Source organism: Mesorhizobium sp. M0698 (assembly GCF_040320455.1).
GTDB lineage: Bacteria > Pseudomonadota > Alphaproteobacteria > Rhizobiales > Rhizobiaceae > Mesorhizobium.
Window position 1 is genome coordinate 378,521 of the sequence record NZ_JAMYPQ010000001.1, and the last position, 19,601, is coordinate 398,121.

At 62.0% G+C, this 19,601-nt stretch carries 24 protein-coding genes and 1 tRNA gene; 12 read left to right on the plus strand and 13 right to left on the minus strand.

Annotated features, from left to right (window positions below):
• Positions 1 to 19: 19 nt before the first annotated feature.
• On the minus strand, positions 20 to 910 hold the full coding sequence (locus NKI16_RS01920) for an SDR family oxidoreductase (protein WP_084641112.1): 891 nt from the start codon (positions 908 to 910) through the stop codon (positions 20 to 22).
• A 136-nt stretch (positions 911 to 1,046) separates the two neighbouring features.
• Here NKI16_RS01920 and NKI16_RS01925 point away from each other — a divergent pair, with 136 nt between their 5' ends.
• Together NKI16_RS01925 and NKI16_RS01930 are read left to right on the plus strand one after the other, a co-directional pair.
• Entirely contained in the window at positions 1,047 to 1,457 is a 411-nt protein-coding gene (locus NKI16_RS01925) for a winged helix-turn-helix transcriptional regulator (protein WP_023676669.1), read from the plus strand.
• A gap of 74 nt (positions 1,458 to 1,531) precedes the next feature.
• The gene (locus NKI16_RS01930; protein WP_023676668.1) at positions 1,532 to 2,770 is read left to right on the plus strand and encodes an FAD-dependent oxidoreductase; all 1,239 of its coding nucleotides are present in this window, start codon (positions 1,532 to 1,534) and stop codon (positions 2,768 to 2,770) included.
• Here NKI16_RS01930 and NKI16_RS01935 read toward each other — a convergent pair.
• Both NKI16_RS01935 and NKI16_RS01940 read right to left on the minus strand, forming a co-directional pair.
• Entirely contained in the window at positions 2,718 to 3,443 is a 726-nt protein-coding gene (locus tag NKI16_RS01935) for a glutathione S-transferase family protein (protein WP_352641217.1), read from the minus strand. The genes NKI16_RS01930 and NKI16_RS01935 overlap by 53 nt on opposite strands.
• Position 3,444: 1 nt before the next feature.
• Positions 3,445 to 3,750 carry a Rieske (2Fe-2S) protein gene (locus NKI16_RS01940; protein ID WP_023676666.1) on the minus strand — a complete coding sequence of 102 codons (306 nt, stop codon included), beginning with the start codon at positions 3,748 to 3,750 and terminating at the stop codon, positions 3,445 to 3,447.
• 100 nt (positions 3,751 to 3,850) lie between these two features.
• Here NKI16_RS01940 and NKI16_RS01945 point away from each other — a divergent pair, with 100 nt between their 5' ends.
• A complete protein-coding gene (locus tag NKI16_RS01945; protein ID WP_023676665.1) occupies positions 3,851 to 4,303 on the plus strand; it encodes a MarR family winged helix-turn-helix transcriptional regulator in 453 nt (150 codons plus the stop codon).
• A 37-nt stretch (positions 4,304 to 4,340) separates the two neighbouring features.
• Here the strand turns inward: NKI16_RS01945 and NKI16_RS01950 are convergent, their stop codons facing one another.
• Positions 4,341 to 4,769 carry an anthrone oxygenase family protein gene (locus NKI16_RS01950; RefSeq protein WP_352782012.1) on the minus strand — a complete coding sequence of 143 codons (429 nt, stop codon included), beginning with the start codon at positions 4,767 to 4,769 and terminating at the stop codon, positions 4,341 to 4,343.
• Between the two features lie 153 nt (positions 4,770 to 4,922).
• Here NKI16_RS01950 and NKI16_RS01955 point away from each other — a divergent pair, with 153 nt between their 5' ends.
• The 5 genes from NKI16_RS01955 (at position 4,923) to NKI16_RS01975 (ending at position 9,603) form a co-directional block, all read left to right on the plus strand.
• Positions 4,923 to 5,576 (plus strand): TetR/AcrR family transcriptional regulator, encoded by a 654-nt coding sequence (locus NKI16_RS01955; RefSeq protein WP_023676663.1) that lies wholly within the window; start codon positions 4,923 to 4,925, stop codon positions 5,574 to 5,576.
• A gap of 135 nt (positions 5,577 to 5,711) precedes the next feature.
• A complete protein-coding gene (ilvC, locus tag NKI16_RS01960; protein WP_023676662.1) occupies positions 5,712 to 6,731 on the plus strand; it encodes a ketol-acid reductoisomerase in 1,020 nt (339 codons plus the stop codon).
• A gap of 257 nt (positions 6,732 to 6,988) precedes the next feature.
• Positions 6,989 to 7,966, plus strand: coding sequence for a DUF3592 domain-containing protein (locus NKI16_RS01965; protein WP_023676661.1), 978 nt, complete (start codon positions 6,989 to 6,991; stop codon positions 7,964 to 7,966).
• Between the two features lie 499 nt (positions 7,967 to 8,465).
• Positions 8,466 to 8,987, plus strand: a complete 522-nt coding sequence (locus NKI16_RS01970) for a hypothetical protein (protein ID WP_023676659.1) — start codon at positions 8,466 to 8,468, stop codon at positions 8,985 to 8,987.
• The gene (locus NKI16_RS01975; protein ID WP_023676658.1) at positions 8,980 to 9,603 is read left to right on the plus strand and encodes a hypothetical protein; all 624 of its coding nucleotides are present in this window, start codon (positions 8,980 to 8,982) and stop codon (positions 9,601 to 9,603) included. The genes NKI16_RS01970 and NKI16_RS01975 overlap by 8 nt, the downstream gene beginning before the upstream one ends.
• A 12-nt stretch (positions 9,604 to 9,615) precedes the next feature.
• On the opposite strand, the gene NKI16_RS01980 is transcribed toward NKI16_RS01975, so the two are convergent.
• The 3 genes from NKI16_RS01980 to NKI16_RS01990 form a co-directional block, all read right to left on the minus strand.
• On the minus strand, positions 9,616 to 9,900 hold the full coding sequence (locus NKI16_RS01980) for a PilZ domain-containing protein (RefSeq protein ID WP_023676657.1): 285 nt from the start codon (positions 9,898 to 9,900) through the stop codon (positions 9,616 to 9,618).
• A 176-nt stretch (positions 9,901 to 10,076) separates the two neighbouring features.
• Positions 10,077 to 10,661, minus strand: coding sequence for a BA14K family protein (locus NKI16_RS01985; protein WP_023676656.1), 585 nt, complete (start codon positions 10,659 to 10,661; stop codon positions 10,077 to 10,079).
• Positions 10,662 to 10,712: 51 nt separating this feature from the next.
• Positions 10,713 to 10,850, minus strand: coding sequence for a hypothetical protein (locus tag NKI16_RS01990; RefSeq protein ID WP_156937338.1), 138 nt, complete (start codon positions 10,848 to 10,850; stop codon positions 10,713 to 10,715).
• Here NKI16_RS01990 and NKI16_RS01995 point away from each other — a divergent pair.
• Both NKI16_RS01995 and NKI16_RS02000 read left to right on the plus strand, forming a co-directional pair.
• Positions 10,849 to 11,961 carry an endonuclease/exonuclease/phosphatase family protein gene (locus tag NKI16_RS01995; protein WP_023676655.1) on the plus strand — a complete coding sequence of 371 codons (1,113 nt, stop codon included), beginning with the start codon at positions 10,849 to 10,851 and terminating at the stop codon, positions 11,959 to 11,961. The two genes, NKI16_RS01990 and NKI16_RS01995, sit on opposite strands and share 2 nt — an antisense overlap.
• 7 nt (positions 11,962 to 11,968) lie before the next feature.
• Positions 11,969 to 12,697, plus strand: a complete 729-nt coding sequence (locus tag NKI16_RS02000; protein ID WP_023676654.1) for a hypothetical protein — start codon at positions 11,969 to 11,971, stop codon at positions 12,695 to 12,697.
• Here the strand turns inward: NKI16_RS02000 and NKI16_RS02005 are convergent.
• From NKI16_RS02005 to NKI16_RS02020, 4 genes are all read right to left on the minus strand, one after another.
• Complete coding sequence (locus tag NKI16_RS02005) at positions 12,694 to 12,936, minus strand: hypothetical protein (protein ID WP_023676653.1); 243 nt, start codon at positions 12,934 to 12,936, stop codon at positions 12,694 to 12,696. The two genes, NKI16_RS02000 and NKI16_RS02005, sit on opposite strands and share 4 nt — an antisense overlap.
• A 113-nt stretch (positions 12,937 to 13,049) precedes the next feature.
• Positions 13,050 to 14,267 carry an ABC transporter permease gene (locus NKI16_RS02010; RefSeq protein ID WP_023676652.1) on the minus strand — a complete coding sequence of 406 codons (1,218 nt, stop codon included), beginning with the start codon at positions 14,265 to 14,267 and terminating at the stop codon, positions 13,050 to 13,052.
• A gap of 2 nt (positions 14,268 to 14,269) precedes the next feature.
• Positions 14,270 to 14,977 (minus strand): ABC transporter ATP-binding protein, encoded by a 708-nt coding sequence (locus NKI16_RS02015; RefSeq protein ID WP_031211754.1) that lies wholly within the window; start codon positions 14,975 to 14,977, stop codon positions 14,270 to 14,272.
• A gap of 2 nt (positions 14,978 to 14,979) precedes the next feature.
• The gene (locus NKI16_RS02020) at positions 14,980 to 16,272 is read right to left on the minus strand and encodes an efflux RND transporter periplasmic adaptor subunit (RefSeq protein WP_023676650.1); all 1,293 of its coding nucleotides are present in this window, start codon (positions 16,270 to 16,272) and stop codon (positions 14,980 to 14,982) included.
• Positions 16,273 to 16,383: 111 nt separating this feature from the next.
• Here NKI16_RS02020 and NKI16_RS02025 point away from each other — a divergent pair, with 111 nt between their 5' ends.
• A complete protein-coding gene (locus NKI16_RS02025) occupies positions 16,384 to 17,289 on the plus strand; it encodes a PhzF family phenazine biosynthesis protein (RefSeq protein WP_352623931.1) in 906 nt (301 codons plus the stop codon).
• A gap of 344 nt (positions 17,290 to 17,633) precedes the next feature.
• A tRNA-Lys gene (locus NKI16_RS02030) sits at positions 17,634 to 17,709 on the plus strand.
• 101 nt (positions 17,710 to 17,810) lie between these two features.
• Here the strand turns inward: NKI16_RS02030 and NKI16_RS02035 are convergent.
• Both NKI16_RS02035 and cobT read right to left on the minus strand, forming a co-directional pair.
• Positions 17,811 to 18,551 carry a hypothetical protein gene (locus NKI16_RS02035; protein ID WP_023676648.1) on the minus strand — a complete coding sequence of 247 codons (741 nt, stop codon included), beginning with the start codon at positions 18,549 to 18,551 and terminating at the stop codon, positions 17,811 to 17,813.
• Positions 18,552 to 18,577: 26 nt separating this feature from the next.
• Positions 18,578 to 19,588, minus strand: a complete 1,011-nt coding sequence (cobT, locus tag NKI16_RS02040) for a nicotinate-nucleotide--dimethylbenzimidazole phosphoribosyltransferase (protein ID WP_023676647.1) — start codon at positions 19,586 to 19,588, stop codon at positions 18,578 to 18,580.
• Positions 19,589 to 19,601 lie beyond the last annotated feature (13 nt).

Consider the following 19,601-nt stretch of genomic DNA (forward strand, 5'->3'; position numbering starts at 1 on the left):
GGCACGGCCATTGTCAGGCTCAGCTCACCAGAGCCGCCTTGTTTGCTTCAAGAAATTGCTTCAGCGGCTGCGGCTTCCTGCCGGACAGCGTCTCGACCGCGTCGGTCACCATGCCGATCCGGCCGGAGCGGGTGTTGGTGTCGAAGGAAACGATGACGGGCGCAAACGCTTCGGGAACGCCGGCTGCCTTCAATCCCTCGGTCAGCGCTTCATCCGAAAGCTGGATAACTTCGATCGGCTTGCCGGTGACCTCGGTGACGAGGGCTGCAATCTCGGCCATCGTGTGGGCCTTGGGGCCGGTCAGCGTGTATGTCGTGCTTTCGGTTGCGCTCGAAGCAAGGCCGGCGGCGATCGCGGCTGCCATATCGTCGCGCGCGCCATGGGCAATGTGGCCGTCTCCAGCGGATGTGTACCAGTGCCCCGAGGCGATGGCGTGCGGCAGCGCCATGAACAGGTTCTCCTGATACCAGCCGTTGCGGAAGATGGTGTAGGGGATACCGCTCGCCTTGATCGCCTGCTCGGTGCCGTGGTGATCGGGCGCAAACAGTACCGGCGATCCTGGCTCCGGATTGGGCATCGACGTGTAGAGCAGATGCGAAACGCCGGCGCTTTTTGCGGCGGCGACCGCGGCCTCATGTTGCTTCAGGCGCTTGCCCGGAACGGCGAGCTCGTTTGTCGAAATGATCAGAACCCTGTCGGCGCCGGTGAATGCACTGGCCAACGACGCGGTGTCGTCGAAGTCGACTGCCCGGATGGTGACGCCTCGGGCTGCCAGATCGGCCAGATTTTCCGGATTGCGGGTGGCGGCGATGATGCGCTGAGGGGAGACCTTGAGCGTGTCAAGCAGATGATTGATGACGCCGCGGCCAAGCTGGCCGGAGGCGCCGGTGACGAGAAGGGTGTCGGTCATGAGATGTCCTGACGTTGCGCCGGAGCGGCGGGTGCATATGTTAGTCTCAAAAAGAGACCAGCACTAAAATAGGAATTGACCCATCCTCGTAAAGAAGGCAGTTTTGCGGGAGGTAGGCACATCCAGGGAACCAGCCATGGACGGCAAGATCGTCAATCTGAGATCGAAGCTCGAGATATACAAAGCAGGCAGCGGTGGCGGAAACCTTGCGGATTGCCCGGTTCGCGACGTGATCCAGGGCATAAGCAATAAATGGAGTTCGCTGCTGATGGAGGCCTTGGCCGAGAAGGCGTACCGCTTCGGCGAGTTGCGGCGCCTCGTGCCCGACATTTCACAGCGCATGCTCACCCAGACGCTGCACGATCTGCAGCGCGACGGCTATGTGCATCGCCAGGTGTTTCCAACCAAACCGCCGAGCGTCGAATACAGCCTCACCGATCTCGGGCGCTCGATGTTTGGACCCTTGCATCAGCTGATCCAATGGGCCGAGCTCAATCACGGCGCTGTACGCGAGGCGCGGAAGATTTTCGATGCAGCCGAGGGCTGAGCCTCAAGGCCGAGACAGCGGCTTGATTTAGCGATAGCGCTGAAGGATTGTCCGGCCTGGGTTGGGTCGGGCAGATGGGCAATTCTCTGGACATCGCGATTGCCGGCGCCGGGCCGGCTGGACTTGCCGCCGCGCTCTATCTCACGCGCGCCGAACATAGGGTCACCATCTTCGAACGCTTCGACCAGCCAAAGCCGGTCGGGTCCGGGCTGATCCTGCAGCCGACCGGGCTGACGGTGCTTGCCGATCTCGGCCTGCTCGACGACATTCTGGCGCTGGGCAGCCGCATAGACCGCCTGCATGGTGCAGACGCCAGAACTGGCCGCACCGTGCTCGATGTCCGTTATGATGCCCAGCGCGGCGGTCGCTTCGGGCTGGCGGTGCACCGCGCGGCTCTGTTCGGCGTGCTTTTCCGCGCCGCCCGGCGCCAGGCGATCACCATCGAGACAGGTATCGAGCTCGAGACGCTGGAAACCGGCGAGCGGGCAACATTGATCTGCGGCAACGGACGACGGATAGGGTCGTTCGACCTGGTAGTGGATGCCAGCGGTTCACGCTCCAAACTGCGGCGGTGCGTGAACAATCCGGGCGAACCGCGATCGCTCGCCTATGGCGCGTTCTGGGCATCGCTCGGCTGGCGCGGCGAGGGTTTCGACGAGCACGCGCTGCTGCAGCGCTACGACAGTGCGAGCGTGATGATCGGCGTGCTGCCAATCGGCCGGCCTGAGCCCGGTGCCCAGAAGATGGCGGCATTCTTCTGGAGCCTCAAGCCGGCGGATGCCGAGCACGTATGGGCGGCAGGTCTCGATGCATGGAAGGCGAGATTGGTCGGGCTGTGGCCTGAATGCGCGGCCTTCATCGACCAGATCGACAGTTTCGAGCAGCTTTCGCTGGCGCGCTATGGCCATCACACGATGAAGACGCCAGCCGGACGGCGATTGGCTGTTATCGGCGATGCGGCCCATTCAACGAGCCCGCAGCTCGGCCAGGGCGCGAACATGGCGCTGCTCGATGCAGCCGCGCTCAACTACGCACTCATAGGAACGGACCGTATCGATACTGCACTGGCGGCCTATGTCCGGACACGGCGATGGCATGTGCGGGTCTTCCAGGCGCTGTCGCTGGTGCTGACGCCGTTTTATCAATCGGATTCGATTGTGATGCCGTTCGTCCGCGACAGGCTGGTGGCGACGCTGGCAAAAGTCCCGCCGGCGCCGCAGTTTCTTGCTTCCATGGTTACAGGAACGGTGCTCAATCCATTCAAGCCGATAGGGCTTGCGGAAGCGCTGTGGCCGGATCGCCTTGGCGCCTGATTTCCGAAAGGTGCGAACCCTTAGCCTGCAAGAATGCATGGAGGCGTTGCGGATAATCGGGAGCGACCGCGCCCTTCACGGATGGGCGTTTGCGCAACGCCTCGCGCCACACCTGGACATGCGGTTTTCCGTCCAGGATGCCGAAATCGCCGATCCGGTCAAAGACCTCGAAATAACGGAAAATCGGGCCGTAGACCGCGTCGACCAGTGAAAAGCGCTCGCCGTCGAAGCATGGCCCAGCCGCGCCGTTCGCCAGTTCCTCTTCCAGGCGATCGAACATTGCTGCCAGAGCCCCGCGTTCGGCGATGAAGGCGGCTTCGGTGAGTGCTGAATAGAAGCGGCCGATGGCATTGAGGATTGCCGAGCCGAACTCGATCCAGGCGCGATGCCGGGCACGGGCATAGGGGTCGGTGGGATGCAGCGGATTGGGCTGGGTTTCCTCGAGGAATTCGAGGATGACGAGCGATTCGAAGATCACCGTTTCCTGGCCGTCATGCTCAACGCGGAGCAGCGGCACCTTGCCGAGCGGCGATGTCGCCTTGAACCAGGCAGGCTTGTTGGCGAGATCGACCGTGATGCGCTCGAATGGCACGTCCTTTTCGCGAAGTGAAATCGCCGCGCGCTGCACATAGGGACAAAGATGGTGGCTGACGAGGATGAGCTTGTCGATCATCTCACTCTCCCCAGACATAGTTTAATGCGCCGTCCTCGACGCGGGTGGAGAGGAACATCAGGCGGGAGCCCTTCGGCGCCGGGCCTTCGAGGCGACCACCGCTCGCCATGTCGAACGAGGCGCCGTGCCACTGGCAGACGAGCTTGCCGTCCTTGCAGCCGAGCGGGCCACCGAAATGCAGGCAGACGTTGGCGGCAGCGCGGATACGCTCGCCGCTGCGGTAGACATGGACCTCGCGGCCGAAAAACGGAGCGATGAGGCTGCCTTTTTCCGGAATGTCGGCGATCCTGCAGATTTCATGCTTCATCGGAATTGCCTCTCATGATTGATGCGATTGCATCTATATAGATGCATTTGCATCGATCGTCAAGCTTGATGCAATTGCATCTATCGCCTACGATGCAATCATGACCGGGATTCCTTCACCTCCAGCCATCAAGGCCTGGGCCCGCCTGATGCGGGTTTCGCGCCAGTTGTTGGAACGAGCCGAGGACGCGCTGAAGGACAGTGGCCTGCCGCCGCTTGCCTGGTACGACGTCCTGCATGAGCTTGCCGAGGCGGGCGAGGGCGGATTGCGGCCGTTCCAACTCACCGAGCGCACCCTGTTTGCGCAGTACAACATCTCCCGGCTGCTGGCGCGGCTCGAAGCCGACGGGCAGGTCGAGAAGCTTCCAGTTGCCGATGACGGCCGCGGGCAAACAGTCCGCGTCACAGACAAGGGACGCGAGACGCGCCGCCGCATGTGGGCTGTCTACGGCCGGTCGATCGCGGAGTTGGTCGGCTCCCGGCTTTCCAATGATGAGCTCGACGCGCTGTCAGCTCTGCTTGGGCGCCTGCGAGATCCGCCCGCCCTGGAGTGACACGCCTTCATGACGAAGATGGCACCGATTGGCGAGGTCAGGCACTGCCCAAGAGGAATGCCAACGTCGCCAGAACGCCAAGACCGACGCGGACCAGATGTAGATTGCCCCATTTGGCGATCAATGTCCGAGCTTCAGGATTGACGGAGTTCGCGTCCATCGCCTCCAGCAACCTATTTGCCGGCATCATCACCAGCAGCGTCCATGGCCAAGGCAGGATCATCAGCAAGGCACCGACCAGATAAGCGAGATTGCCGGTCAGCCACCAGGCGACGAGGCCCAGAATACAGGCGATGACGGCGATCGAGGCCTGCATGGCGGCGCCGCGCTTGTAGGAAGGCTGCCATTCCTGCAGCAATGCCTTGTCATCGAGGCGAAGCCGCGCCGGCTGCTCGGCGACGCTGACGTAGATAGCCGCGCCGGCGAACACTGCGGCAACGGTCAAGGCAAGCAATCCGGCGAGCATGATCCGTGTCTCCCGTGATGCCCCGCATGGAGCAAACAGAAATAAAGGGTTGCGTCGGGTCGGGCAATACGCCATAAAGCCGAACCGTAACGTACGGTACGCCATCGAGCTCGTATCTGAACTGCGGGTGAGTTTGCCTCCGGAGGAAAAACTGTGTTGCACGCTGTGACCGACATCGACACCAGCGAGGCGCTGACGGAGCGGCAGAAGGACGTGCTCGACGCCGCCCTTCGCCTGCTGGTCGAAGAGGGCGATCAGTTGACCATGACCGCCGTGGCGCGGCGGGCGAGCTGCTCGAAGGAGACGCTCTACAAATGGTTCGGCGATCGCGACGGGCTGTTGACGGCAACGGTACAATGGCAGGCGTCCAAGGTGCGGGTAGTGCCGGTCGACCGCAAGGGGCTCGACCTCCCTTCGCTGACGGCGAGCCTCGAACGCTTCGCTTCGGACTGGCTCAAGGTAATTTCGAGTGACACCTCGATCGCGCTGAACAGGGTGGCGGTCGGCCATGCTAGTTCGGGGAAGGACGATCTCGGCGTCATCGTGCTGGAGAACGGTCGATTTGCGCTGGCCAAGCGCCTCAAGCCGGTGCTGGAGGCCGGGAGACAGGCCGGGTTCCTTGAATTTTCGGACGCGGAGACGGCGTTCCGCACCTTTTTCGGGCTGGTCGCCCGTGACGTGCAGATCCGCTTGCTGCTTGGCGACCGGCTGGAATTGACTGATGTGGCGATCGGCGGCGACGCCGTCCGGGCGACGCAGCAGTTTCTCGCTCTTTTCGGGGCAAAAACCGGGCCGCAGGGCCCATAGAGCCGGATGATTTCAGGTCAAATCGACCTGAAATCTGAATCCGGCTCTACACTAAAAGATGGAGCATGATGTCGTCCGAAAACCGCTTCACACTTTTCGGCATCATGCTCTGGTTCAAAACGGGAAGGAAGAAAAATGCGTGTCTATTACGATCGCGACGCCGATCTCAACCTGATCAAGGGCAAGAAGGTCGCTATCATCGGCTATGGCAGCCAGGGAAGGGCGCATGCGCTCAACCTCAAGGATTCCGGCGTCAAGGACATCGCCATCGGCCTCAAGGCCGGCTCGGCGACCGCCAAGAAGGTCGAGGCCGACGGGCTCAAGGTGATGAGCGTAGCCGATGCCGCCAAATGGGCCGACCTGATGATGATGGCGACGCCGGATGAGCTGCAGGCCGACATCTACAAATCCGAGATCGCGCCAAACATCCGCGATGGCGCGGCAATCGCCTTCGCCCACGGCCTCAACGTGCATTTTGGCCTGATCGAGCCCAAAGCTTCGGTCGACGTCGTGATGATCGCGCCGAAGGGGCCTGGCCATACGGTGCGCGGCGAATACCAGAAGGGCGGTGGCGTGCCGTGCCTGGTCGCGGTCAACCAGGACGCTTCGGGCAATGCGCTCGACCTGGCGCTCTCCTACGCCTGCGGCGTTGGCGGCGGCCGCTCGGGCATTATCGAGACCAATTTCCGCGAGGAGTGCGAGACCGACCTGTTCGGCGAGCAGGTGGTGCTGTGCGGCGGCCTGGTCGAATTGATCCGCGCCGGCTTCGAGACACTGGTGGAAGCCGGCTACGCGCCGGAAATGGCCTATTTCGAGTGCCTGCACGAGGTCAAATTGATCGTCGACCTGATCTACGAAGGCGGCATCGCCAACATGAACTACTCGATCTCGAACACCGCCGAATGGGGCGAATATGTCTCGGGCCCGCGCATCATCACTGCCGAGACCAAGGCCGAGATGAAGCGCGTGCTGAAGGATATCCAGACCGGCAAGTTCACCTCGGAATGGATGCAGGAATACCGCGCCGGCATGTCGCGCTTCAAGGGCATCCGCCGCAACAACGACAGCCACCAGATCGAGGAAGTCGGCGCCAAGCTGCGCGCGATGATGCCGTGGATCTCGAAGAACAAGCTGGTTGATAAGGCCAAGAACTGAAGGAATCCACGTTCGTTTCGTTACCCGTCCTCGGGCTTCGCCCTGCGGGCGCGTGGGAATTTCCATGAACAAGCTGGTCGACAAGGCCAAGAACTGATCGCAATTTCATTGCCAATCAAGAAAGGCCGGCGGAGCGATCCGCCGGCCTTTTCGCATCAAGATTGTGTGGTTTCCAGGCTTCTGCACAGGCGCACTATCCTCATCACCGTGATATGCCTGTGCGGGGCATGGCACAAAAGTGCCAAAGGGGGTGAGAGTTGGAACTCAAATTTCTGTTGGTCGGGTTTGCCTGCGCGGTTGCCGGCATGCTCTCCCTCGTCACCTTGCTGAAGTGGTGGGAGGTGAGGGTGGTCAGCCACTGGTCTCCTACGCCGGGAAAGATCATCTCGTCGCGGGTCGAGGCTCGCGAGGTGACCAGTTCGGGATCCGGTTCGGACAGCAGAGGGTCGACCGAAATCCGCAACTTCCCGGCAATCACCTTCGAATACAAAGTGAACGGCAAGACATTTCGCAGTTCGCACTACAGCGTGCAGGAGAACCTTGGAAACTTTGCCGTGGCGGAAACCCTTGCGAAATTTCCAAACGGGGCCGGCGTAACCGTCTTCTACAATCCGGCCGATCCAGCCAAGGCCGTGATCGAACGCACCATGCCCGACGGCTCCTTCAAGTTCATGGTCCAGCTTTCGGCCGGGCTGGTGGTCGGCGCGCTTGTATTGGTCTTCTCCGTCGGCGGCGTCCTCGAAGCGGTCCGGCCGTTTTTGCCCAAGCCGCAGAACCTCGGCGCCGCGGCCCTGCTGCTTTTCATGGGATTATTTGTCCTGCGCATGGGCTTTGCCCAGAAGTCACTTGCGGAACAGGCGGCCAAATGGCCCATCACGGCAGGACGCATCGACGCCTCGGGCCTGCAGAAATTCGAGACCCGCGACAGGTCCGGAGGCGGCTATCGGCCCTGGCGAACAGTCTTCAAATCCCGCATCGTCTACAGCTATAGCGTCGCCGGCCAGCGCTACGCCGCCGATCGCATCGCTTTCGGCGCAAACGTGACGGCTTCGCTGCCGAGGCTCGTCAGCGGTCAATCGCAGCGCTACCTCCAGGGCGACAAGGTTGAGGTCCACTACGATCCCGACAACCCAGTTGCAGCGGTTCTCGAATGCAGGGTGAGCGGGCTTTGGCTCCTGTGGGTCTGCGCCGTTGGCTTGATAGGTGGAGCCGCGCTGCTTGTCGGGGTGATCTAATGCTGAAGCTGCCGCCCTAGACGCTGTAGATCCAGAGGAAGGGCACTTGTCTTCAGCATCTGACAAGAACTCCGCTGTCGAAGCCAGGCCATGTCAATCTCACCGTCGCCCCGTCGACCACAATATGGATGACACGGGAGAACGGCTCTTTGGCCGACGGGTCGGATCCGTAGCATTGGCTGGCCCGCGCCACCCAGCCCGTGGGCGTCTTGAGGAACGTTGCGTGTTCGCAGCCGAGAGCAGGGACCGACAGCGCGTCGCGGTATAATGTGTAGACAGTCTGGCGTTGAACATCCGCAACGGCGGTACAGTTCGATCTGTTCCCGGACCATATACCCACATACTGTTCCGCGGCGAAGGCGTGGCCGCACGAAAATGCTAGGATCGAAATGAGCATCAAGAGATTTCGCATGATTGATTCTTCTTTTCGACGTGGCCTTGGGCCATGCTAAAGCATCGATGCTCAGACTTCACAATGATGCTGCTCCAAGGGACTTAAATGATCATCCACAAAGCAGCAGCTATTTTTCTGAGCATGCTGAGCCTGTTGCAAGCAGCGAACGCAACAGAATGTTCGCTCAGCCATGCGACCTATCGCGAGCCGCGTTCGGGAGCGACGATACAGTTCCGGCCAACCAACAATGAGCCGGCCGCGCTGACGACCGAGGTCTTTTCGTTGATCGTGCCCAACACCGACATTCGTCTGCCGTCGGACATTACCTGGACCAATGGCAAGTACTCGTTTCCTGTGGGCACGATCCGGCACACCTGCACCGACGACGATCGTGAGGCTGGTCTCGAGGACGGCACCGGGCTGTGCAGAGTGTGGGATGGGCAGGTCTATGCGTTCAATGCAGGCGGTGCCGAGCAGTTGAGTTCCCGCGAAGCCTCGCCGGCACCGGCAGGGTTGCTGTTGCCTGACTTCGGCGCGATTTTTACCGAATGGCCCGATTTCGCCAAAGCCAATCCCGACGGTTCAGCCTGGGACGCCTTTAGCTTGACGGGTTGTAGCGATGAATAGCAAGAGACTGCCGGCCTGCATCTTCGCCCTGCCGGTCCTTATGGCCATGGCAACCGGCGCTCGTGCCGACCAAAGCAAGCCGTCGCGTCCGCCTGTCGACAAATGCGCTTGGGAACGGCTGGCGGACAAGGATGTTGGGCTGGCTGCCTGGGTGCAGCGCTGCGATTTCGGTTTTCGCCGGATTCATTTCGAGCTTGGCGGCAATGCTCTTGCCATCAAATACAGCGACGGCGGGCCGGCCGATCCCGTCGTCGAAGTCTTCGATATGCTGCCTGGCGAGGCCGCCGATGCTGCATTACAGCGCATATACTCGCAGAAGACCGAGAAGGCTGTCAGCACACGTTGCGTGTTCATGCCTTACACCGAAGGGGTCACGCCCACGGGCACCCTGCGGTATGTCTTCAGTCCCGATGCCGTTTATCTCAGTGAATTGAAAGCCGTTGCCGACCCTGACGAGGTCGGCGAACCGCCGTGCGGCGAATGGGGCGAAGCCCCGGACGGCATTCAGTATTTCGAGGTGCAATCACCCGAACTGCGAAAGCTTCTATTCGTTCGCGTTGGCCAGGAAGAGCCGCTGTTTGACGAGCAGACACTGCAAGTCCTGCCACCCGGATAGCGCCGGTAGATATCAGCCGTAGTGCCAGCTTGGCTTTGGCTCGGTGCCGGTGAACATCACCCCAATTCGGTCCTCGCGGCGCCAGCGGACCACCGCCTTGTAGGCAATGCCGTCGGTCGGAACATAGAGCAGGAACTCATCGGGCACGCGCGCGTCGATCGAGATCTTCAATTCGGCGCCGCCGGCATGCATGTTGCGCAGCGTGCATGTGACCTCGGAATTGCTCACGCCGGTCAGGATCGTCGCGCCCTTCAAGACGCGCTGCCGGTGTTTGTCCCTCTGTTCGTCCTCGGCCATCGCACGCAATCCAGCCATCTTCGCGTCTCGGGCGTTCTGATCGGGAGGATTATTAGACCTGCCTGATAAAAATAGCGTTATCAGCAGTGGAGGCTGGCGATTTTTCGCGGTTGCTGGCCGTAAGAAAAAATCGGCGCCGCAACGCGCGGCGCCAGACGATATTATTACCGGCCTGCTCAGCTATAGGGCGAGTAGCATTGCTGGCGCGGCCCGTTATAGGGCTGGAACGTGTTGTCCCAGGCGCGGTACGACCGGTAGCGATTGTAGCACCATTGGACATGCGCGCTGGAAAGCCGCTGTGTCCGGTAGTAGCGCCGCGGTGCGGGCGCATCGTAGTAGTTGTAATTGTTGTATAGGCTGCCGAGGCCAAACCCCAGGCCCAGCCCAAGAATCGCGGCGCCGGCACCATCATCGTAGTAACCGCCGCGGTAATGGCGGCGGTGATGGCGCCAACGCCAGTTGTCATTCCAGTCGCCATTGTCCCAGTGTCTCGAGAAATGACGGCCGCGGAAATTGTTGGACCGCCATCTCCAACCATCGTCGCCGCGCCATTGCCGAAAGCCGTGATTGCGCCAACGCCAGATCTGCCTGTCGTTGCCGCCTGCCCAATCTTCACGAATTTGCACGATGTCGGCGGCATTGCCCGCCACCGGCAGCAGGGGTTTGGGTATCGGCCCGGCAAGCGAGGGGGCCGAGAGGCCGGCGATCAGACCGAGGGCCATCAGCCCGGATCCGACAGAAGATAAAAAGAGCGGTTTCATCGCACTCTCCGAAGATTCAGGCCCCACGCCCAGAATACCCCGGGGAAGGGCCTATTGATGGAACTTTCCATCTGAACGGAAGATGAACAAAAAGGTTCCGTCAACCATGGCGAGCGCGCGATCAATCAGAGCCGCCTGGTTTCTGCGCCCTTGTTTTCGGGCGCGCTTGCGGGCAAAGGTCAAAGCCATGTCGCTGCGCCTTGCCACCTTCAACGTCGAAAACCTGATGAACAGGTTTGATTATTCCGGCTACCGCAACCAACTCAACGAAGACCGCACACTGGCGCTTTTCGACATTCAGAGCGAGGCCGAATACAAGATGCTCGAGCAGGCGCGGGCCATCGCCCAATCCGACGACACGCGGCAGCTGACGGCATTGGCGATCGCGGCCACCCGCGCCGACATCATCTGCATGCAGGAGGTCGACAATATCGAGGCGCTGAGGGCCTTCGAATATGGCTATCTGTTCAAGATGGTGGGGCAAGGCTACCGACAGAAATACACCACCGCCGGCAATGATTCGCGCGGCATCGACGTCGCCGTGATGATGCGCAACGAGACCGCGCAGGGCCAGCCGATCGAATTCGTGCGCATGACCAGCTACGCCTATGTCACGTTCGAGCAATTCGGGCTGCACACGGCGGAATTGGCAGCGCTTGGTTACCAGGCCAATGAACGCATCTTCCGGCGCGACTGCCTGGAAATCGATCTGACGGTGGCTGGCGCGCCGTTGACGCTCTACCTCGTTCATTTCAAGTCGATGGGCTCGCCCCGCAACGGCCTCGACGGCCGTGAAGCGACAATGCCGCTGCGCATCGCCGAAGCTCAAGCAGTGCGCCGGATCATCGAGGAGCGCTTCGGCAAGGACCATGCCGCCGACAAGCGCTGGGCAATCTGCGGCGATATGAACGACTACCGGCAGCGCGTGAAGATTACCGGCGATGCCGTCGACGGCTACCGTTTCGAGGTCATCGACGAGAGCCGGTCCTGCATCGATGTGCTCACTGCCGGCGGCTTTTGTGAAAACGCGGTCGAGCGGCGGCCGGAAATGGACCGCTGGACTTTCTATCACACACGCGGACCGGAAGAGCGGCATCTCTGCCAGCTCGACTACATCCTTTTGTCGAGGGCGCTGGCCAGGCAGAACGCCACCGCCGTTCCCGATATCATCCGCAACGGCCAGCCTTGGCGCACCATATTTCCGGCGGGCCAGGAGGTCGAGCGCTTCCCACGCGCCGGGTGGGACCGGCCGAAGGCATCCGACCATTGCCCGGTAGCAATTACCCTCGACATGGCGTGAGACAGGCGTGAGTTTCGACCTGCCGCGCAACGTCATCCTGCCGGTCGATGCCATCGACGTCAGGCTCGATTCCGGCCCGCATCCGTTCGAGCGCGATCATGCCGACGCGATCGCCGAGAACTGGCGGCGTGAGACCGCGGCCAAGCCGGCGCTTTTCGACGGCACCGTGGTGCTGCTTTCCGCTCTCAGCTATCGCGACAATCGCCTAGTCGGCCGTTGCCATGCGGTGCGGTATTCGACCTTCATGCTTTGGCGCGGCAATCGACAGGTGGCCGGGGCCGAGCACGCCTATGCCCATGCCATGCTGGTCGCCGGCGACAATGCGCTTGTGGCGATCCGCATGGCGCCGCATACGGTCAATGCGGGGCGCGTCTACTTCGCCGCCGGTTCGTTCGAGCCAAGCGATTTCCGCGATGGCCTTGTCGACGTCGACTTCAACATGATCCGCGAGGTGCGCGAAGAGACCGGTCTCGACCTGTCAGGCGCGACACGCGGCAGGCGCCATTACGCCCTGTCGACGGCAAGCGGCACGGTGATCTTTCGCCGCTACCGAGAGACGGCCTCCGCCGACGACCTGGCACAGCGGATCAGCGCTTTCGTCGCGGCCGAGTCAGAGCCTGAAATCGAAGGCCCCGTCATCATCCGCAATGCAGCCGACCTGCCGGACGGGTTGATGCCGCATATGAGACCGCTGATCGAATGGCACTTTGCGAGCGAGCAAGGTTTCCAACTCTAACGTCGTAGCCTACCTTCAATAGCCTTGCGGTCGTTGCGGGCGGCAACAAAATACAACAGCACGCCGAGACCCAGGAGCGCGCCCATCGTCGTTCCCATCGTCTGCCCAATTACCTGCTGGAAGTCAGCGGTGACGCGATCGGGATTCTCCATCCCATAAAGGATCAAATTCCACCAAAGCCCTGCCAAGGCGGCTTCGACGATCACAATCGCCAGAGCCAGTCGCGCTTTCTTGCTCATCCATTGTTCCCCCTTAGTCCCCAACAGCATTGTTATCATTGCAGAATGTGCTGCGACAAGGGCAGGTTGCATAAAAAATCGGCAGCGTCTGGAGGCGACACTTGCTGCAATGCCTATTCATGCCTCAGCGCGTCGATCGGGTTAAGCCGCGCGCCGCGCAGCGCCGGGAAGAAGCCGAACACCATGCCGATCAGCGCGGAAAAGCCGACGGCAAGCAGGATGACCGCCGGGCTCGGCGCAAACGGGATCGTCAGCGTCACCGAGGCGAGGCCGGCCAGCGCCAGGCCGATCAGGATGCCGATGATGCCGCCAAGCAGCGACAGCACGGTTGCCTCGACCAGGAACTGGATGAGGATGTGCTTTTCGTGGGCGCCGATGGCGAGCCTGATGCCGATCTCGCGCGTGCGCTCGGTTACCGACACCAGCATGATGTTCATAATGCCGATGCCGCCGACGAGCAGGCTGACGCCGGCGACGGCGCCGAGCATGCCAGTCATGGTGGTGGTGGCGCTGGCCATGGCATCGGCGATCTGGGTCATGTCGCGGATCGAGAAATCATCGTCACGGTCGGGCGTGATGCGGCGTGTGTCGCGCAAGATGTCCTCGACGCGCTGCTGCAGCACCGTGGTTGGCGTACCGTCGTCGGCGGCGACATAGATCGATTCGATGTCGCGATTGCCGGCAATGCGACGCTGATAGGCGGCGAGCGGCATCAGCACGACATTGTCTTGGTCCTGGCCGAAACCGGTATAGCCCTTCGGTTCGAGCAGGCCGATGATCTTGCAGGAGGTGCGGTTGACGCGGATGATCTCGCCTTCGGGGTCGCCGGCACCGAAGAACTGCTGGCGCACCGTCTCGCCGATGAGGCAGACGCCGGTGCCCGAGCGGGTTTCCGAATCACTGAAGGGGCGGCCCGAAACCAGCTTCCAGTCGCGGGCATCGAGATAGGCGCTGTCGGTTCCGGTGACGCCCGAGGTCAGGCTTTCGGTGCCGAAAATGACGCGCACCTGCTTTTGCGACGCCGGCGAGATGGCGCGCGAGCCGTCCAGATGCGCGGCAAGCGCTGCAAGATCTTTGTCGCCCAGCGGTCGGACGACCTGATCGAGCCCTCCAGGTCCGCCAGGCCCGGCCGGACGGCCGGAACGGATGACGAGCAGATTGCTGCCGAGCTTGGAAATATCGGACTTGACCTTTTCGGTGGTGCCCGAGCCGATGGTCAGCATGGCGATGACGGCGGCAACGCCGATGACGATGCCGAGCAGCGTCAGGAACGAGCGCAGCACGTTGCGGCGGATGGAGCGGAGCGAGAGGCGAACGGTTTCCCAGATCATGGCTAGGCCATCTCGAGATTGGCTGTGTCCAAGGCGACATGGCCATCGAGGAAACGGATCGTGCGCTGGGCATAGCCGGCAACGTCGGCTTCGTGCGTGACCATGGCGATCGTCAAGCCGAGTTCGGTATTCAATTGCGTCAGGAGTTCCATGATCTCGTGCGTGCGTGCGGTGTCGAGATTGCCGGTCGGCTCGTCGGCAACGAGCAGCGTCGGCCTGGTGACGATGGCGCGGGCGATCGCCACGCGCTGCTGCTGGCCGCCGGACAGCTCGGCTGGCGTATGATGCTCGCGGCCGACAAGGCCGACCTCGGCAAGCGCCTGCATGGCAAGGCCGCGACGCTCGCGGGCACCAACGCCGCGGTAGATCAGCGGCAGTTCGACATTCTCCGCCGCCGTAGTGCGCGGCAAGAGATTATAGCCCTGGAAGACGAAGCCCACATAGAGATTGCGCAGCTGAGCACGGCGGTTGCGGTCGAGACGGCCGGCATCGATGCCTTCGAAGCTGTAGGTCCCAGCAGTCGGCGTGTCGAGGCAGCCAATGATGTTCATGGCCGTAGATTTGCCCGAACCGGACGGGCCCATGATGGCGACGAATTCGCCGCGCCTGATGGCGAGGTCGACGCCGGCCAGCGCGTGCACCCGGGCTTCGCCCTGGCCATAGCTTTTCCAGACCTTGTCGAAGCCGATGAGGGTCGCGCCCGATGCCACGATCAGCTCCGCTGCTGCGAGGCGGTAATGACTTGCGCGCCTTCCTCCAGGCCGGAAACGATTTCGGTCAGTTCGCCATCTGTCGAGCCGACCCTGACGTTGACCGGATGCGGCCGGCCATTCTCCAGCACGTAGAGCGTGCGCGAGCCGTCGATGGGCTTCGTCGCCGCCTGCCGCTGGCGGTTGCCGCCCGGGCGCCCCATGCGGCCGGTGAACAGGTCGGTGAGGCTCCAGCCGCGGTCCGCCGTCTGCGCCGGCCGGTAGCGGAAGGCGATCGATGGCACGGTGAGCACGTTTTTGGCCTGCTTGGTGACGACCGAGACGGTGGCAGTCATGCCGGGCCGTAACAGAAGCTCGCTATTGTCGACATCCAGCCTTGCATCGTAAGTGACGACGCCGTCGGTGGTGACCGAGGCATAGGAAATGTCCCGGATCTCGGCGTCGAATGGCCGTTCAGGAAAAGCGTCGACGGTGAAGCGCGCATGCTGGCCAGGTTTTACTGCGCCGATATCGGCCTCGTCGACCGCAGCTTTCAGTTCCATGTTCTTCAAATCCGCGGCGATGACGAACAGCACCGGCGCCTGCAGCGAGGAGGCGACCGTCTGGCCGGGGTCGACCGAGCGCGTCAATATGATGCCATCGATCGGAGCGTAGATGGTACTCTTGGCAAGATCCGTCTGCTGCGCCTTGAGATCGGCATTGGCCATGGCGAGGTTGGCTTTGGCGATATCAAGCGCCGCCTTCGAGCGGTCGCGGGTGGCGGTTGCCGCTTCAAGCGACTGGTCCGTCGCCATGCCGCGCTTGGTGAGTTGTACCGCGCGCACCAGGCCCTTTTCGTTTTCGGCCACGGTCACGGTGGCGTCCTCGACGCTCGCCGCCGCTGCCTTGGCGGAGGCCTGGGCGCGCTCGATCTGCACCTCCAGCTTTGCGGTGTCGAGCGCGGCCAGCACATCGCCCTTCTTCACCAGATGGTTCTCGTTGACTGAAACCGAGCGGACGACGCCGGAGAGTTCGCTGGAAATATCGACCTGGGTGAGAGGCTGCAGCGTGCCGGTAGCCGAAACCGCGACGGTAAGGTCGGCCATGGCGGCCAGTGTCGTGGTATACTCGATCTTGGCGGGCGAGCCCGCATACCACTGGTAGCCGACGACACTCGCGGCGACGGCAAGCAGTGCGAACACTGCGTAAAGCCAACCGCGACGGCGTTTTGTCTTCAGGCCCTGGTGGTCGAGCCCGAGCGCCGTCTCGATGGCGGAAGCGGATTCCGTCTTTGGCAGATTGACAATCTGGTCCACGCCAGACCCCTATGTTCAGTGATATCCCATCGGTGCACAAATCAGGCCTTATGGTTCAAAATTCAAATTAAATTTCGCTCATGTTTGGAATGAGGCAGAGGACTTACTGAGATGCAGCCGCGGAATTACTTGCTTTACGACGTATTCACCACCAACCGGCTGGCCGGCAATCCGCTGGCCGTCGTGCTCGACTGTGATGGGCTGGACGTTGCGGCGATGCAGGCGGTGGCGCGCGAGTTCAACCTGTCCGAAACCGTCTTCCTGCTGCCGCCGGACAACCCGAAGCACCGGGCCCGCATCCGTATCTTCACGCCCGACTATGAAATGCCGTTCGCCGGCCACCCAACCGTCGGCTCGGCGATAGCGCTCGCCGAAATGGCGGGAGAGGCCGCCGGCATCTTCGTGCTCGAGGAGAATATCGGTCCGGTGCGCTGCGCTGTCAGCAAGCACGACGGTTCGACCTTTGCCGAGTTCGACCTGGCGAAACTGCCGGCGCAGCTGGCATTGTCGGCCGATCCCGAGGCGATCGGCGCGGCCCTTGGCCTTGGGCCGCACGAGATCGGCTTCGAGAACCACCGCGTTTCGTTCTGGTCGGCGGGCGTGCCCTACGTGACCATCCCCGTCGCCAATCTGGAGGCGGCCGCCCGGATCAGGCTGGACAACCAGGCGTGGTCGGAGCTTGCACCACGCAAGAGCGATTGGGCCTTCGCCAGCCCCTATGTCTATTGCCGCGAGACGGTGCATCACGACAGCGCCTTCCATGTCCGCATGATGGTGCCCGGCAATCCGTCCTACGAAGACCCGGCGACCGGCTCAGCGGCGGCCGCCTTCGCCGGCGCGATCATGCATTTCGACGGCCCGACCGACGGTGTTTCACAACTGTGGATCGAGCAGGGGCTGGAGATGGGCCGGCCTTCGCGCATTCGCCTCGAACTGAATGTCGAAGGCGGCAAACTGGCGGCCGCCCGCATTGGCGGCCATGCGGTGAAGGTGGCTGAAGGCAGGCTTTTTGTCTGATCCTACCCTTACGTTTCGTCATCCTAGGGCGGACCAGGAGCGAAGCGACGTCGCGAAGACCATAGGATCCATGCCGTGACCGGACGGCAATGCGCCGACGGTGCAAGCTGGACTTCAACGAGCCGCCGTCTTCTGCTCATTTGCGGACGGATGCTAATCCGCGTCGCTGCGTTCTTCGACGACTGTAACGGCATGGATCCCAGGGTCTGCGCTCCGCTTCGCGTTCGCTCCGCCCAGGGATGACGAGACCCCCGGTGCGATTTGTCGGGAAATGAATCGGCAGGGCTGGACATGGCGGATGTCGGCGGCTATATGCCCGCCAACGCCGGTTTTACCGGCCGAGTGGGTGCGTAGCTCAGTTGGTAGAGCAGCTGACTCTTAATCAGCGGGTCCACAGTTCAATCCTGTGCGCACCCACCAAAAATCTCCGGGATTTGGTGGAAAGACCTTACATCGAGCCGCGGCGCGAGACAGCTTTTGCCCGTCGCACATGTCGGCAAGCGGCTAGCTGACTCGCCCGACTATTGGATAGTGGGCTTCAGATAGGTCAGGATTGCTCGCGTTATGGCTATCACGCCGTCGACGGCATCGAAGTTTGTTTTGCTCTTGCTTGCGATCCATTCGAGTTCAGGATGCCTGGGCAGTCGAAGTGCATGGAATAGCGCCTCGCCCGAGAGACCGCCCAGTTCAAAGAATGTAGGTTCACCGTCTGCGTAGTAAGAAAAGTGAAAATCCAGCCGAATCGCCCCACCATATCCAAGCTTAAAGGTCATTCTGACTGTAACATTGTGACCAAATCTGTCCTCAAAAATTCCGCAGAACCTAAGGTCCTTGGCATCATAGCTATGCCATTGCCTCGCCAATCCCAAAGAACTCCATACCTTCAGGGTATGGGCTTTCAGTTCTTTGCGATTAGGGAATTTCGTCAATTCCGGGGTCAGATGGATGGGCGGATCACTGTAACCTGTCTCTGTTCTCCACTCTTCCGCAGCACTGCGAAGATCTTCAAAAATTTGGATGATTGGCGGATTCGTCGGATTCCCAGAGCGAACCGAAATCCGGCATTGAGAAATCATCTCGCACAGCTCTTCGACCGTATGGCCCGATCGCTCTGCCCAATCTTCGGTGGCGCGTATCCACGGGGAATTGTATTTCAGCCCGGCAAAAGCGCCGCTCTTGCTATCGAAATCTCTGATGATCCGAGCAAGAATATCGCGAAGCCCCTGTTTGGGGTCTCCGAAAATCTGTGAGAGTTTGTTCATCAACGCGATCCGCGCTTGGCTCCGCCTTACTTCTCCGAAACACCAGCCTCAGCAAAGCTTGCCATGCGGGCATGGCATTCGAGCGCTGAACGAACAATGTTGACGGCGAGGCAGGCGCCGGAGCCTTCACCGAGCCGCATGCCGAGGTCGAGCAAGGGTGGCAGGCCGAGCGCTTCGAGCAGGCGGCGGTGGCCGGATTCAGCTGAGACGTGAGCGGCCATGGTGTGAGCGAGGCCAGCAGGGTGCAGCGCTGCCAAAGGTGCGGCGGCGGCGGTGCAGACGAAGCCGTCGAGCAGCACCGGGACGCCCAGGTGGCGCGCAGCTAGCGTCGCACCAAGGATCGCCGCGAGCTCGCGGCCGCCGAGGGCTGCCGCTACCTTCAGGGGGTCGGCTAGCGCCGGGGCGTGGCGCTTCAGGCCGGCCTCGATGGCGACGATCTTGCGCACGAGGCCGGCGTCGTCGACGCCGGTGCCACGCCCTGTCCATCGCTCCGCGCCGCCGCCGAACAGCGCGGTCGAGATGGCCGCCGCCGGCGTGGTGTTGCCGATGCCCATTTCGCCGAAACATACAAGGTCGAGATCCCTGCTGATCGCGTCGTAGCCTGCCGAGACGGCGGCGAGGAAGGCTTCGTCGTCCATCGCCGGCTCTTGCGTGAAGTCGCCGGTCGGACGGTCGAGGTCGAGCGGGATGACGTCCAGCTCCGCGCCGGCGATGCGGGCAAGCTGGTTGATGGCGGCGCCGCCGCCGGCGAAATTCGCCACCATCTGCACGGTGACCTCCGACGGGAAGGCCGACACGCCTTGCGCGGTGACGCCGTGGTTGCCGGCAAAGACGAAAACCTTGACGCGGTCGAGCTTTGGTATGTCGCGGCCCTGCCAGCGCGCCAGCCAGGCGGCTACTGTCTCCAGCCGGCCGAGGCTGCCTTGCGGCTTGGTCAGCGTGTCCTGGCGGTGGGCGACGGCGTTGGCCGCGGCGTCGCTGCCGCTGTGCAGGTCGAGGCAGGCGGCGCGCAGTTCATCGAGCGATTTGAAAGGCATGGGGGCAAAATCT

Excerpts from the sequence above, each read along its gene's own strand:
- ilvC (WP_023676662.1), top strand. The coding sequence starts at position 5,712 with ATGCGTGTCTATTACGATCGCGACGCCGATCTCAACCTGATCAAGGGC.
- NKI16_RS01935 (WP_352641217.1), bottom strand. The coding sequence starts at position 3,443 with ATGATCGACAAGCTCATCCTCGTCAGCCACCATCTTTGTCCCTATGTG.
- NKI16_RS01945 (WP_023676665.1), top strand. The coding sequence starts at position 3,851 with ATGACCGGGATTCCTTCACCTCCAGCCATCAAGGCCTGGGCCCGCCTG.
- NKI16_RS01925 (WP_023676669.1), top strand. The coding sequence starts at position 1,047 with ATGGACGGCAAGATCGTCAATCTGAGATCGAAGCTCGAGATATACAAA.
- NKI16_RS01995 (WP_023676655.1), top strand. The coding sequence starts at position 10,849 with ATGTCGCTGCGCCTTGCCACCTTCAACGTCGAAAACCTGATGAACAGG.
- NKI16_RS01940 (WP_023676666.1), bottom strand. The coding sequence starts at position 3,750 with ATGAAGCATGAAATCTGCAGGATCGCCGACATTCCGGAAAAAGGCAGC.
- NKI16_RS02010 (WP_023676652.1), bottom strand. The coding sequence starts at position 14,267 with ATGATCTGGGAAACCGTTCGCCTCTCGCTCCGCTCCATCCGCCGCAAC.
- NKI16_RS01975 (WP_023676658.1), top strand. The coding sequence starts at position 8,980 with ATGAATAGCAAGAGACTGCCGGCCTGCATCTTCGCCCTGCCGGTCCTT.
- NKI16_RS01970 (WP_023676659.1), top strand. The coding sequence starts at position 8,466 with ATGATCATCCACAAAGCAGCAGCTATTTTTCTGAGCATGCTGAGCCTG.
- NKI16_RS01990 (WP_156937338.1), bottom strand. The coding sequence starts at position 10,850 with ATGGCTTTGACCTTTGCCCGCAAGCGCGCCCGAAAACAAGGGCGCAGA.
- NKI16_RS02035 (WP_023676648.1), bottom strand. The coding sequence starts at position 18,551 with ATGAACAAACTCTCACAGATTTTCGGAGACCCCAAACAGGGGCTTCGC.
- cobT (WP_023676647.1), bottom strand. The coding sequence starts at position 19,588 with ATGCCTTTCAAATCGCTCGATGAACTGCGCGCCGCCTGCCTCGACCTG.
- NKI16_RS01980 (WP_023676657.1), bottom strand. The coding sequence starts at position 9,900 with ATGGCCGAGGACGAACAGAGGGACAAACACCGGCAGCGCGTCTTGAAG.
- NKI16_RS01950 (WP_352782012.1), bottom strand. The coding sequence starts at position 4,769 with ATGCTCGCCGGATTGCTTGCCTTGACCGTTGCCGCAGTGTTCGCCGGC.
- NKI16_RS01920 (WP_084641112.1), bottom strand. The coding sequence starts at position 910 with ATGACCGACACCCTTCTCGTCACCGGCGCCTCCGGCCAGCTTGGCCGC.
- NKI16_RS01930 (WP_023676668.1), top strand. The coding sequence starts at position 1,532 with ATGGGCAATTCTCTGGACATCGCGATTGCCGGCGCCGGGCCGGCTGGA.
- NKI16_RS01985 (WP_023676656.1), bottom strand. The coding sequence starts at position 10,661 with ATGAAACCGCTCTTTTTATCTTCTGTCGGATCCGGGCTGATGGCCCTC.
- NKI16_RS02025 (WP_352623931.1), top strand. The coding sequence starts at position 16,384 with ATGCAGCCGCGGAATTACTTGCTTTACGACGTATTCACCACCAACCGG.
- NKI16_RS02005 (WP_023676653.1), bottom strand. The coding sequence starts at position 12,936 with ATGAGCAAGAAAGCGCGACTGGCTCTGGCGATTGTGATCGTCGAAGCC.